This window comes from Ensifer sp. 22460 (genome assembly GCF_052044935.1).
Classification (GTDB): Bacteria; Pseudomonadota; Alphaproteobacteria; order Rhizobiales; family Rhizobiaceae; genus Ensifer.
Genome location: NZ_JBQENZ010000004.1, coordinates 67,847 through 83,082 on the forward strand (window position 1 = coordinate 67,847; position 15,236 = coordinate 83,082).

The window sequence follows — 15,236 nt, forward strand, 5'->3', positions numbered from 1 at the left end:
GTCATTGCACCGAAAGCGCAACGTTTTGCGCTGCCTGCAGGGCTGCGGAGTAGTTGTTGACGAGCAGATCCACGGAAGCCGCGGTCGCATCGAAGATCGGTGCCGGATAGACGCCGAAAAAGATCGTCAGGATCACCAGCGGATAGAGGATCGCCTTTTCACGACCGGAAAGATCGAGCAGAGACTTCAGGCTTTCCTTCTCCAGCGCACCGAAGATCACTCGTCGGTAGAGCCAGAGCGCATAAGCGGCCGAAAGGATCACACCGGACGTGGCGAAGAGCGCCACCCAGGTGTTGGCGCGGAAGGCGCCGACCAAGGTCAGCACTTCACCGACGAAGCTAGACGTGCCCGGCAAGCCAACGTTGGCCATGGTGAACACCATGAAGGCGACAGCATATTTCGGCATATTGTTGACGAGACCGCCATAGGCCGCGATCTCGCGGGTGTGCAAACGGTCATAGACGACGCCGACGCAAAGGAAGAGTGCGCCGGAGACGATGCCGTGCGACAGCATCTGGAAGATCGCGCCCTGAACGCCCTGAACATTGGCGGCGAAGATGCCCATCGTCACATAGCCCATATGCGCGACCGACGAATAGGCGATCAGCTTCTTGATGTCGGTCTGCATCATCGCCACCAGCGAAGTGTAGATGATAGCGACGACCGACAGCGTGAAGACGAACGGAGCGAAATAGTCGGATGCCAGCGGGAACATCGGCAGCGAGAAGCGCAGGAAACCGTAGCCGCCGAGCTTCAGGAGAATGCCCGCCAGGATAACGGATCCCGCTGTCGGCGCCTGAACGTGCGCGTCTGGAAGCCAGGTATGGACCGGCCACATCGGCATCTTCACCGCAAAGGAGGCGAAGAAAGCGAGCCATAGCCATGTCTGCATCTGGCGCGGGAAGTTATAGGCGAGCAGCTGCGTGATGTCGGTCGTACCGGCTTGCCAGTACATCGCCATGATCGCGAGCAGCATCAGCACCGAGCCGAGCAGCGTATAGAGGAAGAACTTGTAGCTGGCGTAGACGCGGTCCTTGCCACCCCAGACGCCGATGATGAGGAACATCGGGATCAGGCCGGCTTCGAAGAACACGTAGAACAGCACGATATCGAGCGACACGAAGACGCCGATCATGAACGTTTCCAGGACCAGAAACGCGATCATGTATGCCTTGAGACGCTTCTCGATCGACAGCCAGCTTGCGAGCACGCAGAACGGCATGAGGAAGGCCGAGAGCACGACGAAGAGCACCGAGATGCCATCGACTCCGAGATGGTAGGAAATGCCGGTGCCGAGCCACTCGTGCTTTTCGAGCATCTGGAAGCCCGGGTTCGACGCATCGAACTGGTACCAGATGTAGACCGACACCGCGAAGGTGAAGATCGTCGTCAGCAGCGAAACGTTCAGGATGTTCCGGCGGCCGTAGGCGCTGTCTTCCCTGACAAGCAAGAGAAGCAGTACGCCGACGAGCGGCATGAAGGTGACCGCGGAAAGTACGGGCCAATCGGTCATCAGAAGGAACTCCTGAACATCATCCAAGTAACGAGCGCGGCAATGCCGATCAGCATCGCGAACGCGTAGTGATAGAGGTAACCAGTCTGCAGGCGGACAACGCGGTCAGTGACGTTGAGCACACGTGCGGCAATGCCGTTCGGGCCGTAGCCATCGATCACACGGCCGTCGCCTTCCTTCCAGAGGAAGGTGCCGAGCCACTTGGCCGAGCGCACGAACAGCAGGTCGTAGAGCTCGTCGAAGTACCACTTGTTGAGCAGGAACTGGTAGAGGCCACGGTGCTGGTCTGCCAGATACTTCGGCAGTTCCGGCCGGCGGATATACATGTACCAGGCGGTGAAGAGGCCGAGCGCCATGGCGCAGAACGGGCTCCACTTAACCCACAGCGGTACGTGGTGATACTCATGCAGGACTTCGTTTTCAGCCGACGTGAACAGCGCACCCTTCCAGAACTCGGCATAGCCTTCGCCGAAGAAGTGGTCGTGGAAGAGGAAACCTGCGACCAGTGCGCCGGCGGCGAGAATGTAGAGCGGCACCAGCATGACCTGCGGCGACTCGTGCACGTGATGCATGACATCCGACGACGCACGGGGCTTGCCATGGAACGTCATGAACGCCAGGCGCCACGAATAGAAGCTCGTAAAGAGCGCGGCGACCACCAGCAGGGCGAAGGCGAAACCGGATACCGAGCTGTGCGCGGCAAAGGTCGACTCGATGATCGCGTCCTTCGAGAAGAAGCCAGCCGTACCGAAGAGCGTACCGGGAATACCGACACCGGTCAGCGCGATCGTACCGATGAACATCATCCAGTAGGTGACCGGGATGTGCTTCCTGAGGCCACCCATGTAGCGCATGTCCTGCTCGCCATCGACGGCGTGAATGACCGAACCGGCACCCAAGAACAGGAGAGCCTTGAAGAAGGCGTGTGTGAACAGGTGGAAGATCGCTGCGCCATAGGCGCCGACGCCGAGCGCCACGAACATGTAGCCGAGCTGCGAGCAGGTCGAATAGGCGATCACGCGCTTGATGTCGTTCTGAACGAGACCGACGGTCGCGGCGAAGAAGGCGGTGATGGCACCGATGATCGTCACGACGGTCAGTGCGTCCGGCGACAGTTCGAAGAGCGGCGACATGCGGGCGACGAGGAAGACGCCGGCGGTAACCATGGTTGCGGCATGGATAAGTGCCGAAACCGGAGTCGGGCCTTCCATGGCATCCGGAAGCCAGGTGTGCAGCAGGAACTGCGCCGACTTACCCATCGCGCCCATGAAGAGCAGAAGGCAGGCCGCAGTGATCGCGTCAGCCTTGTCAAGGTGCATGCCGAACAGGGTGACAACCGCCTCCCCTGCTGCAGCGCCTTCGGCCGGCAGGTAGGTCTGGGCGGCGGCGAAGATCGTCTCGAAGTTGACCGAGCCGAACAGCACGAAGACGAGGAAGATGCCGAGCGAGAAGCCGAAGTCGCCGACGCGGTTGACGATGAAGGCCTTCATCGCGGCAGCATTCGCCGACGGCTTCTTGTACCAGAAGCCGATGAGCAGGTAGGACGCGAGACCCACACCTTCCCAGCCGAAGAACATCTGCACCAGATTGTCCGACGTGATGAGCATCAGCATCGCGAAGGTGAAGAGCGACAGATAGGCAAAGAAGCGCGGACGATGCGGATCGTGGTGCATGTATCCGATCGAATAGACATGCACGAGCGTCGACACCGTGTTGACGACGACGAACATGACCGATGTCAGCGTATCGACGCGGAACGCCCATTCGACATCGAAGCTGCCGGATTGGATCCAGCGCAGCACCGAAACCTTGATCATCTCCTGGTGGCCCAAGGCGACGTCGAAGAAGACGTACCAGGACAGCGCAGCGGCGATGATCATCAGACCGCTTGTCACATATTCCGATGCCTTGGCGCCGATCGAAGTACCGAAGAGGCCGGCGATCAGAAAGCCGATCAAAGGCAGGAAGACGATAGCCTTGATGATGGTATCCATAGCCCAATCAGCCCTTCATCATGTTGACGTCTTCAACAGCGATCGAGCCGCGGTTGCGGTAGAAGACGACGAGAATTGCAAGTCCGATAGCCGCTTCCGCAGCCGCGACGGTCAGGATGAACAGGGCAAAGACCTGGCCAGTGATGTCATTCAGGAACGCCGAGAAGGCGACCATGTTGATGTTGACCGCCAGAAGAATGAGTTCGACCGACATCAGGATAACGATGACGTTCTTCCGGTTCAGGAAGATGCCGAAGACGCCCAGCGTGAACAGGATGGCGCTGACGGTGAGATAGTGGGAAATTCCGATTTCCATTTTATGTTCCTCGATCTCGCGTCCGACTTAGATGCCCTGGCCCGGCTTGACCGTGACCACTTCGACGGCGGTCTCGGGCGTACGGGCAACCTGCTGCGGGATATTCTGGCGCTTGATGTTTTCGCGGTGGCGCAGGGTCAGCACGATGGCGCCGATCATGGCGACGAGCAGCACAAGGCCAGCGATCTGGAAGAAGTAGACGTAGTGCGTATAGAGCACGTCGCCGAGGGCTGCCGTGTTCGTGCGCTCCGTGACGGCCGGGATCGGCATCGAAATCGCCTTGGCGATCTCAGGCGAGAATGTTGCGCCGCCGACCACGATGATAAGCTCGGCAGCCAGGATCAGGCCGATCAGCGCGCCGATCGGCGCGTATTCGAGCACGCCCGCCCGCAATTCCGCGAAGTCGATGTCGAGCATCATGACGACGAACAGGAACAGCACCGCGACCGCGCCGACATAGACGACCAGCAGGATCATCGCGAGGAACTCGGCGCCGGTCAGCAGGAACAGGCCTGCCGAGTTGAAAAAGGTCAGGATCAGGAACAGAACCGAATAAACCGGGTTCCTGGCCGCAATGACCATAAATGCCGACGCCACCGCGATGAAGGCAAAGAGATAGAAAAAAAGAACCTGCAGACCCATGATCGGTGCCTTCTTCGTCTTGCACGGCGTGAGGCGCTTCAGGCCCCACTCCACAGGCAAAGCCGGACACGCGTCCGGCCGTTGCCCAAACCTATGTCACATGCACCGCCCTCCCCGGGGCGGCGCTACGCTCTGGCCTCAGCGATAGGGCGAGTCCATTGCGATGTTGCGGGCGATTTCGCGCTCCCAACGGTCGCCATTGGCGAGGAGCTTGTCCTTGTCGTAGTAAAGCTCTTCGCGCGTCTCGGTGGCGAACTCGAAGTTCGGGCCCTCGACGATGGCATCAACCGGACAGGCTTCCTGGCAGAAACCGCAATAGATGCACTTCACCATGTCGATGTCGTAGCGCACCGTACGGCGGGTGCCGTCGTTGCGGCGCGGACCGGCTTCGATGGTGATGGCCTGTGCAGGACAGATCGCCTCGCAGAGCTTGCAGGCGATGCAGCGCTCTTCACCATTCGGGTAGCGACGCAGCGCATGCTCGCCACGGAAGCGCGGGCTGACCGGCCCTTTTTCAAAGGGGTAGTTCAACGTCGCCTTCGGCTTGAAGAAATAGCGCATCGACAGAAAGAACGCGCCGACGAATTCCTTCAGGAACAGCGAGCTGACGGCTTGCGAAAGACCGGCCATCATTTACCTCCAGAATTGCCGGCCTGGGAGCGACCGGCGGTATGCTGCCAAGCGTGAGCCATCGTCATGCGGCTCCCGTCAGCTTGAGAACGAATGCAGTGATCACGACCATTGCAAGAGAGATCGGCAGGAAGACCTTCCAGCCGAGACGCATCAGTTGGTCGTAGCGGTAACGCGGAACGAAAGCCTTCACCATTGCGAACATGAAGAACACGAAGGATGCCTTCAGAACGAACCAGATGATGCCGGGAACCCAGTTCAAGAACCAGACGTCAACCGGGGGCAGCCAGCCGCCGAGGAACAGGATCGTCGTCAGCGCGCACATCAGGCAGATGGCGGCATATTCGCCGAGCATGAACATCATGTACGGAGTAGAGCCGTACTCGACCATGAAGCCGGCGACGAGTTCGGATTCGGCTTCCGGCAGGTCGAAAGGCGGGCGGTTCGTTTCGGCAAGTGCCGAAATGAAGAACACGATAAACATCGGGAACAGCGCCAGCCAATGCCAGTCGAGGAACGACGCCGGCAGGCCGAGATTCGTGCCGATGCCCGTGGACTGCGCGTTGACGATGTCCGTCAGGTTCAGCGAGCCGACGCAGAGCAGGACGGTAACGATGACGAAGCCGATAGAGACTTCGTAGGAGACCATCTGTGCCGCGGAGCGGAGCGCGCCGAGGAAGGGATATTTGGAATTCGACGCCCAGCCGCCCATGATGATGCCATAAACTTCAAGAGAAGATATGGCGAACACGAAGAGGATGCCGACGTTGACGTTCGCGATCACCCAGCCGGCGTTGAGCGGGATCACCGCCCAGGCGGCAAGGGCCAGCGTCACGGAAACGAGCGGTGCGAGCAGGAAGATCGCCTTGTTGGCGCCAGCCGGAATTACCGGCTCCTTGAAGACGAACTTCAAAAGGTCGGCGAAGGACTGGAAAAGTCCCCACGGGCCTACCACATTCGGACCACGGCGGAGTTGAACTGCAGCCCAGATCTTACGGTCGGCGAGCAGAACGTAGGCGATAAAAAGCAGCAGCGCGACCAGGAGCAGCAGCGACTGGGCGACCATGATGATCGTGGGCCAGACATAGGTCGAAACGAAAGCGTCCATGATACTCTATTCCCTCGCGCTCATTCCGCCGCAGCTTTGAAGTTGTTGCGTGCCAAAGCCGAGCATTCGGCCATGACGGCGGATGCGCGCGCTATCGGGTTCGTCAAATAGAAGTCTTTGACCGGAGACGCAAACACGGATTTGCCCATCTCACCGGCTTTTTGGCCGAGTGCGGCAATTTCGTCGCCGTTGCCGGTCGCGATCGCGTCGACATCCGCGAAATGCGGGTGAGCCGCATAGAGCTTCGAGCGCAATTCGCCAAGCGAATCAAAGGGCAGCTTCTTGCCGAGAACGTCGGAGAGTGCGCGAATGATCGCCCAGTCCTCACGCGCATCGCCCGGTGCGAAGCCGGCGCGATTGCCGACCTGAACGCGACCTTCCGTGTTGACCCAGGTGCCGGACTTTTCGGTGTAGGTCGCACCCGGCAGGATGACGTCGGCGGCATGCGCGCCGTTGTCGCCGTGCGAACCGATATAGACGGTGAAGCCGGACTTGCGACCGGCAAGGTCGATCTCATCGGCGCCGAGCAGGAAGAGAACGTCGGAAGCGGTAACCATTTCGGCCGCCGTCTTGCCGTTCGCACCCGGTACGAAGCCGAGGTCGAGACCACCGACGCGGGAAGCAGCCGTGTGCAGAACGGCAAAGCCGTTCCACTCGGCAGTGACCGCACCGACGGCGCCCGCGAGCTTGGCGGCGGCAGCAAGAACGGCAGCGCCGCCCTCCCCTGCAATCGCGCCCTGGCCGATGAGAATCATCGGGCGCTGCGCCTTCTTGAGCGTCGCGGCAAACTTGCCCTTGCCGGAGACGAGTTCGGCGAGCGTTTCGGTGCCGGCGCCGAGATATTCGTATTCGTAGCGCAGCTCGCCGGGCTCCCCGATCACGGCGATCGGGAAGTTGCCCATGCGGTAGCGCTTGCGGATACGGGCGTTGAGGACCGAAGCCTCGAAGCGCGGGTTGGAGCCGATGATCAGCAGCGCATCAGCGCTTTCGATGCCGGCGATGGTCGGGTTGAAAAGGTAGCTGGCGCGGCCAAGCGACGGGTCGAGTGCGGCGCCGTCCTGGCGGCAATCGACGCTCTCGGAGCCGAGTGCTGCGATCAACTGCTTCAGCGCGTACATTTCTTCGACCGAAGCGAGGTCGCCGGCGATGGCGCCGATCTTGTCGCCGGAGGTCTTGGCAACGGCAGCCTTGACCGCCTGGAAGGCTTCGCCCCAGGTCGCCGGCTGCAGTCGGCCGTCCTTCTTGACATAGGGACGATCGAGACGCTGCGTCTTCAGGCCGTCCCAGATGAAGCGGCTCTTGTCGGAGATCCACTCTTCGTTGATGTCCTCATTGACGCGCGGCATGATGCGCATGACTTCGCGACCGCGGGTGTCGACGCGGATCGCAGAACCGAGTGCATCCATCACGTCGATGGATTCGGTCTTGTTCAGCTCCCACGGACGAGCAGTGAAGGCAAATGGCTTCGAGGTCAGCGCGCCGACCGGGCAGAGGTCAACGACGTTGCCCTGCAGTTCGGACGTCATCGCCTGCTCGAGATAGGTGGTGATCTCGGCGTCTTCGCCGCGGCCAATCAGGCCAAGCTCGGCAATACCGGCGACTTCGGTCGTGAAACGGACGCAACGCGTGCAGTGAATGCAGCGGTTCATCACGGTCTTGACCAGCGGGCCGATATACTTGTCTTCGACGGCGCGCTTGTTTTCCTGATAACGCGAGCTGTCGATACCGAAGGCCATCGCCTGGTCCTGCAGGTCGCATTCGCCGCCCTGGTCGCAGATCGGGCAGTCGAGCGGGTGGTTGATCAGCAGGAATTCCATCACGCCTTCGCGGGCCTTCTTGACCATCGGCGTGGTCGTGAAGACTTCCGGCGTCTCGCCGTTCGGGCCCGGACGGAGGTCGCGCACGCCCATGGCGCAGGAAGCGGCGGGCTTTGGCGGCCCTCCCTTCACTTCGATAAGACACATGCGGCAGTTGCCGGCGACCGACAGCCGCTCATGGAAACAGAAGCGCGGAACCTCGGCTCCGGCCTCTTCGCACGCCTGAAGCAGCGTGAAATGATCCGGTACCTCGATCTCTTTTCTGTCGACTTTCAGCTTTGCCATCTTCGTACTCAATCCTGTCTTCCGTCCATCGGCCTTCCGGCGACGGACAATTCCAACACAGCCTTGCTGCTTGCGGGCGATGACCGTCTCAGGTCCCCGCCCCTATTGTCTCACGCGCCCTTCAGCGCCTTGGCCTGTCCAACCCAATCGTCCCGCTTGATGCGGCCGCCGAAACCGAGCTCGTCGTCAAAGCGGGCAACGTCCGCCTCGCTCCAGCCGGCGATATCGGCAAAACCGCGAATGCCCTTCGCGTTGAGCACCTGCTCCAGCTTCGGGCCAATACCGGAAATCCGCTTGAGGTCGTCAGCAGCTTGCGCCTTGGCGCGCGCCGCGCGAACCTTGACCGGCTTCTCGACCGCGACCTTCTCAACGGCCGGTTTTGCCGCAATACGATTTGGCGAAGCGGCGGGCTTCACGACCGTTTTCGCTTCTGCTTCTGCCGGGAGCGCCGTCTCGGCGACAACGGTGGTTACGTCCTGCTCTGCCGGCTCCACCCGCTTCTGAGCCGCCTCGACCGCACCCTGCATCGCGCCGAACATCGCGCCAGCAAAGTGGCTGGTCAGACCGAAACCGATCGCTGTTACCGCCGCCACAGCGGCAGCCGGGTGAACCATCAGCGGGTGCAGCGACACCTGCGGCAGGCCCTTCATCCATTCGGCCATGCCGAACGGATCGGCCGGATCACCGCCGAGCGGACGCGCGAATGGAATGCCTGTTTCGGCCTGCCCTTTCATCTGTCCCTCCTCGCGTGCACCGGCCATCGCCTGTTACTCCGCCGCTTCCAGAACCGCGCCGTGCGACGAGGCATTGCGCGTGTATTCGTCGATGCGCTTTTCCATTTCCGGACGGAAGTGCTTGATCAGACCCTGGATCGGCCAGGCGGCTGCGTCGCCAAGCGCGCAGATCGTGTGGCCTTCCACCTGCTTGGTGACGTCGAACAGCATGTCGATCTCGCGCTTCTGGGCGCGACCCTGAACCATGCGTTCCATGACACGCATCATCCAGCCGGTACCTTCGCGGCACGGCGTGCACTGACCGCAGCTCTCGTGCTTGTAGAAGGCCGAGAGACGCCAGATCGCCTTGATGATGTCTGTCGACCTGTCCATGACGATGACGGCGGCGGTTCCAAGACTGGAACCGACTTCGCGCAGCCCGTCGAAATCCATGATCGCGTCCTTCATCTGCGCGCCGGGCACGCAGGGAACGGACGAACCGCCGGGGATGACCGCGAGCAGGTTGTCCCAGCCGCCGCGAATGCCACCACAATGCTTTTCGATCAGCTCATGGAACGGGATCGACATCGCGTCTTCGACCGTGCACGGACGATTGACGTGGCCGGAAACCGAATAGAGTTTGGTACCGTGGTTGTTCGGACGGCCGAAGCTCGTATACCAGCCGGCGCCGCGGCGCAGGATGGTCGGCGTGACGGCGATCGACTCGACGTTATTGACGGTGGTCGGGCAGCCGTAGAGGCCCATGTTGGCCGGGAACGGCGGCTTCAGGCGCGGCTGGCCCTTCTTGCCTTCGAGGCTTTCGAGCAGGGCCGTCTCTTCGCCACAGATATAGGCGCCGGCGCCGTGGTGCACATAGATGTCGATGTCGTAGCCGAGCTTGTTGTTCTTGCCGAGCAGGCCGAAGGCGTAGCACTCGTCGATTGCCGCCTGCAGCGCCTCGCGCTCGCGGACGAACTCACCGCGCACATAGATATAGGCGACATGCGCACCCATGGCGAAGCTGGCGATGACGCAGCCTTCGATGAGCGTGTGCGGATCGTGACGCATGATGTCACGGTCCTTGCAGGTGCCGGGCTCCGACTCGTCGGCGTTGACGACGAGATAGTGCGGACGGCCGTCGCTTTCCTTCGGCATGAAGGACCACTTGAGGCCGGTGGGGAAGCCGGCGCCGCCACGACCGCGAAGGCCGGAGGCCTTCACTTCGTTGACGATCCAGTCGCGACCCTTTTCGAGCAGCTGCTTGGTGCCGTCCCAGTGGCCGCGCGCCATGGCGCCCTTCAGGGACTTGTCCTTGAGGCCGTAGATGTTGGTAAAGATGCGGTCTTCATCTCTGAGCATAATTCACCTCTTTACCGCGGCTTCTTGCCGAAGACCTTGATGTATTCGGCTTCGCCGCCCTTGGCGAGCGCCTTGGCCTGCTTGACCCAGTCGTCGCGTTCGATGCGGCCCTTGAAATTCAGGTATCCGTCGACCCACTCGCGCTCCGCCTTCTTCCACGAAGCAACTTGCGCGTAGGTGTAGATGCCCAGTTCGTTCAGCGTGCCCTCGATCTTCGGACCGACGCCCGAGATCAGCTTGAGGTCGTCGACGGCAGCCGGTTTTTCGATGCCGGCCGGGCGGTTCTTGTCCTCAAGCGACGGTTTGCCGGCAACGGCTGCAGCCTTGACCGGCTTCGACTTGTCGACGGTGTCGCCTTCGACCTTGGCGTTGGCGGCAGCCTCGGCCTTTGCCGTCGCCGGCGTCTTCAGGGAAGCATTGGTCTCGCTGGCAGCCGTCTTGACACGGCCGGCGTTGGACGGCGGCACGGAGACGGCCGGCGCGTCGCTGACCTTCTTGGCGCTGGTCGCCGCCTTGGCCGGAGCCAGATCAGCCAACATCAGCGACGTCAGACCGCCTTCCGGTGCGGAATAGATACGGTCGATCTGCGGACCGGGGGTGACTTCGGCACCCTTGCCTGCTTCGAAACGGTCGATGATCTGCTCGAGTTGCTCGGGCGTCAGGTCTTCGAAGGTATCCTTGAAGATCATGACCATCGGCGCGTTGACGCAGGCGCCCTGACATTCGACTTCTTCCCAGGAGAGCGTGCCGCTCTCATTGAGGGTGAAGGGATCGTGGGCGATCTTACTCTTGCAGACCTTGATCAGGTCTTCGGCGCCACGCAGCATGCACGGCGTCGTGCCGCAAACCTGAACGTGCGCACGCGTACCGACCGGCTTCAGCTGGAACTGGGTGTAGAAGGTCGCGACTTCGAGCGCGCGGATATAGGCCATGCCGAGCATGTCGGCGATCGACTCGATGGCGGCCTTCGTGACCCAGCCGTCCTGGTCCTGAGCGCGCATCAACAACGGGATGACGGCAGACTGCTCACGACCCTTGGGGTATTTCTTGATCGTTTCCTTCGCCCAGGCGGCGTTCTCCTTGCTGAAGGCAAAGCTCGCTGGCTGGACGGTGTCTTCGGCTAGTCGACGAACGGACATTCTAGTGGACACCTTATCAGTTAATCGAACCGCACCGCGATTTCGTCACCGAGACGAATTCGCAGGCATAGGCTGACTGGTCTTTCTGCAAAAATACGATGTAGCGCGTGCCATTGGCGACCGCGGCCTTGATCTCGTAGCCCTTGGCCACAAGGTCGGCCATCGAGCCCCCGCGCATGCCGCCCGACGTCGCGCCGCTATCGACCGATTCCTGTGCGGAAGCGGTCGATGCAAACGCGAAAAGAGCAAGCGTGGCCAGGGGCACGAGACGCATCAGCGGTCCACCTCACCGAACACGATATCGAGGGAGCCCAGCACGGCCGAAACGTCGGCAAGCTGGTGTCCCCGACAGAGGAAATCCATCGCCTGGAGATGCGCGTAACCCGGCGCACGGATCTTGCAGCGATAGGGCTTGTTGGTGCCGTCGGAGACGAGGTAGACGCCGAACTCGCCCTTCGGCGCTTCGACGGCGGCGTAAACTTCGCCGGCCGGCACGTGATAGCCTTCGGTGTAGAGCTTGAAGTGGTGGATCAGCGCTTCCATCGAGCGCTTCATCTCGCCGCGCTTCGGCGGAACGATCTTGCCGTCGAGCGACGAAACCGGACCGACCTTGGCATCGCCGAGCAGGCGATCGACGCATTGGCGCATGATGCGCGCCGACTGGCGCATTTCGATCATGCGGATCAGGTAGCGGTCGAAGCAGTCGCCGTTCTTGCCGATCGGAATGTCGAATTCCATGTCGGAATAGCATTCGTAGGGCTGCGAGCGACGAAGGTCCCAGGCAGCACCCGAGCCACGCACCATCACGCCCGAGAATCCCCAGGCCCAGGCGTCATCGAGTTTGACAACGCCGATGTCGACGTTGCGCTGCTTGAAGATGCGGTTTCCGGTCAACAGCTCGTCGATGTCGTCGACGGTCTTCAGGAACGGATCGATCCATTTGCCGATGTCTTCGACCAGTTCGTGCGGCAGGTCCTGATGGACACCGCCCGGACGGAAATAGGCCGAGTGCATGCGCGCGCCGCAGGCACGCTCATAGAACACCATCAGCTTTTCGCGCTCTTCGAAACCCCAGAGCGGCGGCGTCAACGCACCGACGTCCATGGCCTGCGTGGTCACGTTCAGCAGGTGCGAGAGGATGCGGCCGATTTCCGAGTAGAGGACGCGGATGAGCTGGCCGCGGATCGGCACTTCCGTGGCCGTCAGCCTCTCGATCGCCAGCGCAAAGGCGTGCTCCTGGTTCATCGGCGCCACGTAGTCGAGGCGGTCGAAATAGGGCACGGCCTGCAGATAGGTCTTGGTCTCGATCAGCTTCTCGGTGCCGCGATGCAGCAGGCCGATATGCGGGTCGACGCGCTCGACGATTTCGCCATCAAGCTCGAGCACCAGACGAAGAACGCCGTGCGCCGCCGGATGCTGCGGGCCAAAGTTGATGTTGAAATTGCGGACGTTATGTTCGGTCATACCGATTGCTCCAGGCCGGACGGCAGCCGTTCAACGGCTACCGCGGGCCATTTAGTCTCACCGTGCCTTCGCCTTCTCGTCGCCGGGCAGGACGTAATCCGTGCCTTCCCAGGGAGAGAGGAAGTCGAAGTTGCGGAATTCCTGCTTCAGCTCGACGGGTTCGTAGACGACGCGCTTGGCTTCGTCGTCGTAACGGACCTCGACAAAACCGGTGACCGGAAAGTCCTTGCGCAGCGGATGTCCTTCGAAACCGTAGTCCGTCAGGATGCGGCGCAGGTCCGGATGGCCGGTGAACAGAATGCCGTACATGTCGTAGGCTTCACGCTCGAACCAGTCGGCGCCGGGATAGACCGGCGTCGCCGACGGCACAGGCTCGTTCTCGCCGGTCTGGACCTTGATGCGCACGCGCAGGTTCTGGCGCGGCGACAGCAGGTGATAGACGACATCGAAACGGTCGGGACGCTGCGGCCAGTCGACGCCGCAGACGTCAACGAAGTTGATGAAAGCGCAGTGCACGTCATCGCGCAGGAAGGTGAGCAGCGCGATGAGGTTCGCAGACGTCGTCGTCAGCGTCAGTTCGCCATAGTTCAGCGACGCGTCGGAGATCAGCGCACCGCGTGTTTCGCGCAGGTAGGACGCAAGCTCGTTCAGGGCTTCACTCATATCAAAGACCCCCTGCCTTAGCGCTCGATCGTGCCGGTCCGGCGGATCTTCTTCTGCAGCAAAAGCACGCCGTAAAGCAGCGCTTCTGCCGTGGGAGGACAGCCTGGCACATAGATGTCGACGGGAACGACGCGGTCGCAGCCGCGAACAACCGAATAGGAATAATGGTAGTAGCCGCCGCCATTGGCGCAGGAGCCCATCGAGATGACGTAGCGCGGCTCCGGCATCTGGTCGTAGACTTTGCGGAGCGCAGGCGCCATCTTGTTGGTCAGCGTGCCGGCGACGATCATGACGTCGGACTGACGCGGTGAGGCGCGCGGCGCGAAACCGAAACGCTCGGCATCATAACGCGGCATCGACATCTGCATCATCTCGACCGCGCAGCAGGCGAGACCGAAGGTCATCCACATCAGCGAGCCGGTACGGGCCCAGTTGATGAGCTCATCCGTCGAGGTGACGAGAAAACCCTTGTCGGCGAGTTCATTGTTGATCTCGCCGAAGAATGCATCATTGCTGCCGATCGGCTTGCCGGTGGAGGGATCGATGATCCCCTTCGGCTTGGGCGCAACGAGCGTAGTGCCGGATGCTGCTAGTTCCATTCCAGCGCTCCCTTCTTCCATTCATAGATAAAGCCGATCGTCAGCACGCCGAGGAAGACCATCATCGACCAGAAGCCGAACCAGCCCAGCTCATGGAACGAGACCGCCCAGGGAAAGAGGAAGGCCACTTCGAGGTCGAAGATAATGAAGAGGATCGACACGAGATAGAAGCGGATGTCGAACTTCATGCGGGCGTCATCGAACGCATTGAAGCCGCACTCGTAGGCCGACAGTTTTTCCGAATCAGGAGCCTTGAAGGCGACGGCGAAGGGAGCAATCAGAAGCGCCACACCGATCACCAATGCGATTCCAATGAAAATCGCGATCGGAACGTAGGAACCGAGAAGTTCAGTCATTGTTATCCGTCCCTGCCTGCGGGAGGGCGCATGGGAGAGCGCCAGAACAACAGATCTCGCAGGCCGAAAAATATGTTGCAACGCCAGAGTGGTTAGCGCAGCCCGCGCCCGTGCGCAAGCCTTCAAGGGTCAATTAAACCGGTTCGCGACACAGGATCGAATGGGTGGAGACGACAAAGCTCGGAATCGCAAGCCGTGACCGACTTTACCGTAAACAGCGGCAAGGAGAGACAGATTGCCGCAGTGCACAAATCAGCGCTAGCGCACGCAAAAACAGGAGGAGTGTAAGAAGAAGAAATGGCGCGAGTGACGGGGCTCGAACCCGCGACCTCCGGCGTGACAGGCCGGCACTCTAACCGACTGAGCTACACCCGCGCATGATGACCGCGAACGATCATTATTACCACCATCGGCGCTTCCTGAGAATGCCTAGGCAAATCCAGATCAAGAGTGGCGCGAGTGACGGGGCTCGAACCCGCGACCTCCGGCGTGACAGGCCGGCACTCTAACCGACTGAGCTACACCCGCATCATCTTGACTTGGTTGGAGCGTTTCCGCCCCGGCACCGAGCGGGCTTGCCCGTTCGATGAGCGGCTAACTAAGCGGTTCGCATTTGGGTGTCAAGCGTGTTTGAAGAC

At 61.1% G+C, this 15,236-nt stretch carries 15 protein-coding genes and 2 tRNA genes; all 17 read right to left on the reverse strand.

Going from position 1 to position 15,236, the window contains the following annotated elements; genetic code table 11:
- Position 1 precedes the first annotated feature (1 nt).
- Positions 2-1,513, reverse strand: a complete 1,512-nt coding sequence (locus tag ACTJKM_RS06210) for an NADH-quinone oxidoreductase subunit M (protein ID WP_057252314.1) — start codon at positions 1,511-1,513, stop codon at positions 2-4.
- Positions 1,513-3,507 (reverse strand): NADH-quinone oxidoreductase subunit L, encoded by a 1,995-nt coding sequence (nuoL, locus tag ACTJKM_RS06215; protein ID WP_058329351.1) that lies wholly within the window; start codon positions 3,505-3,507, stop codon positions 1,513-1,515. The genes ACTJKM_RS06210 and nuoL overlap by 1 nt, the downstream gene beginning before the upstream one ends.
- Positions 3,508-3,514: 7 nt before the next feature.
- Positions 3,515-3,823 (reverse strand): NADH-quinone oxidoreductase subunit NuoK, encoded by a 309-nt coding sequence (nuoK, locus tag ACTJKM_RS06220; protein ID WP_034803568.1) that lies wholly within the window; start codon positions 3,821-3,823, stop codon positions 3,515-3,517.
- Between the two features lie 27 nt (positions 3,824-3,850).
- Positions 3,851-4,465 carry an NADH-quinone oxidoreductase subunit J gene (locus ACTJKM_RS06225; protein WP_057252871.1) on the reverse strand — a complete coding sequence of 205 codons (615 nt, stop codon included), beginning with the start codon at positions 4,463-4,465 and terminating at the stop codon, positions 3,851-3,853.
- Between the two features lie 138 nt (positions 4,466-4,603).
- The gene (gene nuoI, locus ACTJKM_RS06230) at positions 4,604-5,095 is read right to left on the reverse strand and encodes an NADH-quinone oxidoreductase subunit NuoI (protein ID WP_025426590.1); all 492 of its coding nucleotides are present in this window, start codon (positions 5,093-5,095) and stop codon (positions 4,604-4,606) included.
- Positions 5,096-5,159: 64 nt separating this feature from the next.
- Positions 5,160-6,203: an NADH-quinone oxidoreductase subunit NuoH gene (gene nuoH, locus ACTJKM_RS06235; protein WP_058321492.1), complete on the reverse strand. Its 1,044-nt coding sequence runs from the start codon at positions 6,201-6,203 to the stop codon at positions 5,160-5,162.
- Between the two features lie 20 nt (positions 6,204-6,223).
- Entirely contained in the window at positions 6,224-8,305 is a 2,082-nt protein-coding gene (gene nuoG / locus ACTJKM_RS06240) for an NADH-quinone oxidoreductase subunit NuoG (RefSeq protein ID WP_058329352.1), read from the reverse strand.
- 110 nt (positions 8,306-8,415) lie between these two features.
- On the reverse strand, positions 8,416-9,066 hold the full coding sequence (locus ACTJKM_RS06245; RefSeq protein ID WP_058329353.1) for an NADH:ubiquinone oxidoreductase: 651 nt from the start codon (positions 9,064-9,066) through the stop codon (positions 8,416-8,418).
- A gap of 6 nt (positions 9,067-9,072) precedes the next feature.
- The gene (nuoF, locus tag ACTJKM_RS06250; protein ID WP_058329354.1) at positions 9,073-10,377 is read right to left on the reverse strand and encodes an NADH-quinone oxidoreductase subunit NuoF; all 1,305 of its coding nucleotides are present in this window, start codon (positions 10,375-10,377) and stop codon (positions 9,073-9,075) included.
- Between the two features lie 11 nt (positions 10,378-10,388).
- Entirely contained in the window at positions 10,389-11,516 is a 1,128-nt protein-coding gene (locus ACTJKM_RS06255; protein WP_058321495.1) for an NADH-quinone oxidoreductase subunit E, read from the reverse strand.
- Between the two features lie 16 nt (positions 11,517-11,532).
- A complete protein-coding gene (locus ACTJKM_RS06260) occupies positions 11,533-11,790 on the reverse strand; it encodes a hypothetical protein (RefSeq protein ID WP_058321496.1) in 258 nt (85 codons plus the stop codon).
- Positions 11,790-12,980, reverse strand: a complete 1,191-nt coding sequence (locus ACTJKM_RS06265; RefSeq protein ID WP_058329355.1) for an NADH-quinone oxidoreductase subunit D — start codon at positions 12,978-12,980, stop codon at positions 11,790-11,792. The genes ACTJKM_RS06260 and ACTJKM_RS06265 overlap by 1 nt, the downstream gene beginning before the upstream one ends.
- 57 nt (positions 12,981-13,037) lie before the next feature.
- Complete coding sequence (locus tag ACTJKM_RS06270) at positions 13,038-13,643, reverse strand: NADH-quinone oxidoreductase subunit C (protein ID WP_057252333.1); 606 nt, start codon at positions 13,641-13,643, stop codon at positions 13,038-13,040.
- A gap of 17 nt (positions 13,644-13,660) precedes the next feature.
- Complete coding sequence (locus ACTJKM_RS06275) at positions 13,661-14,242, reverse strand: NuoB/complex I 20 kDa subunit family protein (protein WP_057252335.1); 582 nt, start codon at positions 14,240-14,242, stop codon at positions 13,661-13,663.
- Entirely contained in the window at positions 14,233-14,598 is a 366-nt protein-coding gene (locus tag ACTJKM_RS06280; protein WP_034803593.1) for an NADH-quinone oxidoreductase subunit A, read from the reverse strand. The genes ACTJKM_RS06275 and ACTJKM_RS06280 overlap by 10 nt, the downstream gene beginning before the upstream one ends.
- A 298-nt stretch (positions 14,599-14,896) precedes the next feature.
- Positions 14,897-14,973 (reverse strand) — tRNA-Asp (locus ACTJKM_RS06285).
- Positions 14,974-15,049: 76 nt separating this feature from the next.
- Positions 15,050-15,126 (reverse strand) — tRNA-Asp (locus ACTJKM_RS06290).
- Between the last annotated feature and the right edge of the window lie 110 nt (positions 15,127-15,236).

What these genes read in the sequence shown, in the direction of transcription:
- ACTJKM_RS06210 (WP_057252314.1), bottom strand. Translation starts at nt 1,513, where the DNA reads ATGACCGATTGGCCCGTACTTTCCGCGGTCACCTTCATGCCGCTCGTC.
- nuoL (WP_058329351.1), bottom strand. Translation starts at nt 3,507, where the DNA reads ATGGATACCATCATCAAGGCTATCGTCTTCCTGCCTTTGATCGGCTTT.
- nuoK (WP_034803568.1), bottom strand. Translation starts at nt 3,823, where the DNA reads ATGGAAATCGGAATTTCCCACTATCTCACCGTCAGCGCCATCCTGTTC.
- ACTJKM_RS06225 (WP_057252871.1), bottom strand. Translation starts at nt 4,465, where the DNA reads ATGGGTCTGCAGGTTCTTTTTTTCTATCTCTTTGCCTTCATCGCGGTG.
- nuoI (WP_025426590.1), bottom strand. Translation starts at nt 5,095, where the DNA reads ATGGCCGGTCTTTCGCAAGCCGTCAGCTCGCTGTTCCTGAAGGAATTC.
- nuoH (WP_058321492.1), bottom strand. Translation starts at nt 6,203, where the DNA reads ATGGACGCTTTCGTTTCGACCTATGTCTGGCCCACGATCATCATGGTC.
- nuoG (WP_058329352.1), bottom strand. Translation starts at nt 8,305, where the DNA reads ATGGCAAAGCTGAAAGTCGACAGAAAAGAGATCGAGGTACCGGATCAT.
- ACTJKM_RS06245 (WP_058329353.1), bottom strand. Translation starts at nt 9,066, where the DNA reads ATGGCCGGTGCACGCGAGGAGGGACAGATGAAAGGGCAGGCCGAAACA.
- nuoF (WP_058329354.1), bottom strand. Translation starts at nt 10,377, where the DNA reads ATGCTCAGAGATGAAGACCGCATCTTTACCAACATCTACGGCCTCAAG.
- ACTJKM_RS06255 (WP_058321495.1), bottom strand. Translation starts at nt 11,516, where the DNA reads ATGTCCGTTCGTCGACTAGCCGAAGACACCGTCCAGCCAGCGAGCTTT.
- ACTJKM_RS06260 (WP_058321496.1), bottom strand. Translation starts at nt 11,790, where the DNA reads ATGCGTCTCGTGCCCCTGGCCACGCTTGCTCTTTTCGCGTTTGCATCG.
- ACTJKM_RS06265 (WP_058329355.1), bottom strand. Translation starts at nt 12,980, where the DNA reads ATGACCGAACATAACGTCCGCAATTTCAACATCAACTTTGGCCCGCAG.
- ACTJKM_RS06270 (WP_057252333.1), bottom strand. Translation starts at nt 13,643, where the DNA reads ATGAGTGAAGCCCTGAACGAGCTTGCGTCCTACCTGCGCGAAACACGC.
- ACTJKM_RS06275 (WP_057252335.1), bottom strand. Translation starts at nt 14,242, where the DNA reads ATGGAACTAGCAGCATCCGGCACTACGCTCGTTGCGCCCAAGCCGAAG.
- ACTJKM_RS06280 (WP_034803593.1), bottom strand. Translation starts at nt 14,598, where the DNA reads ATGACTGAACTTCTCGGTTCCTACGTTCCGATCGCGATTTTCATTGGA.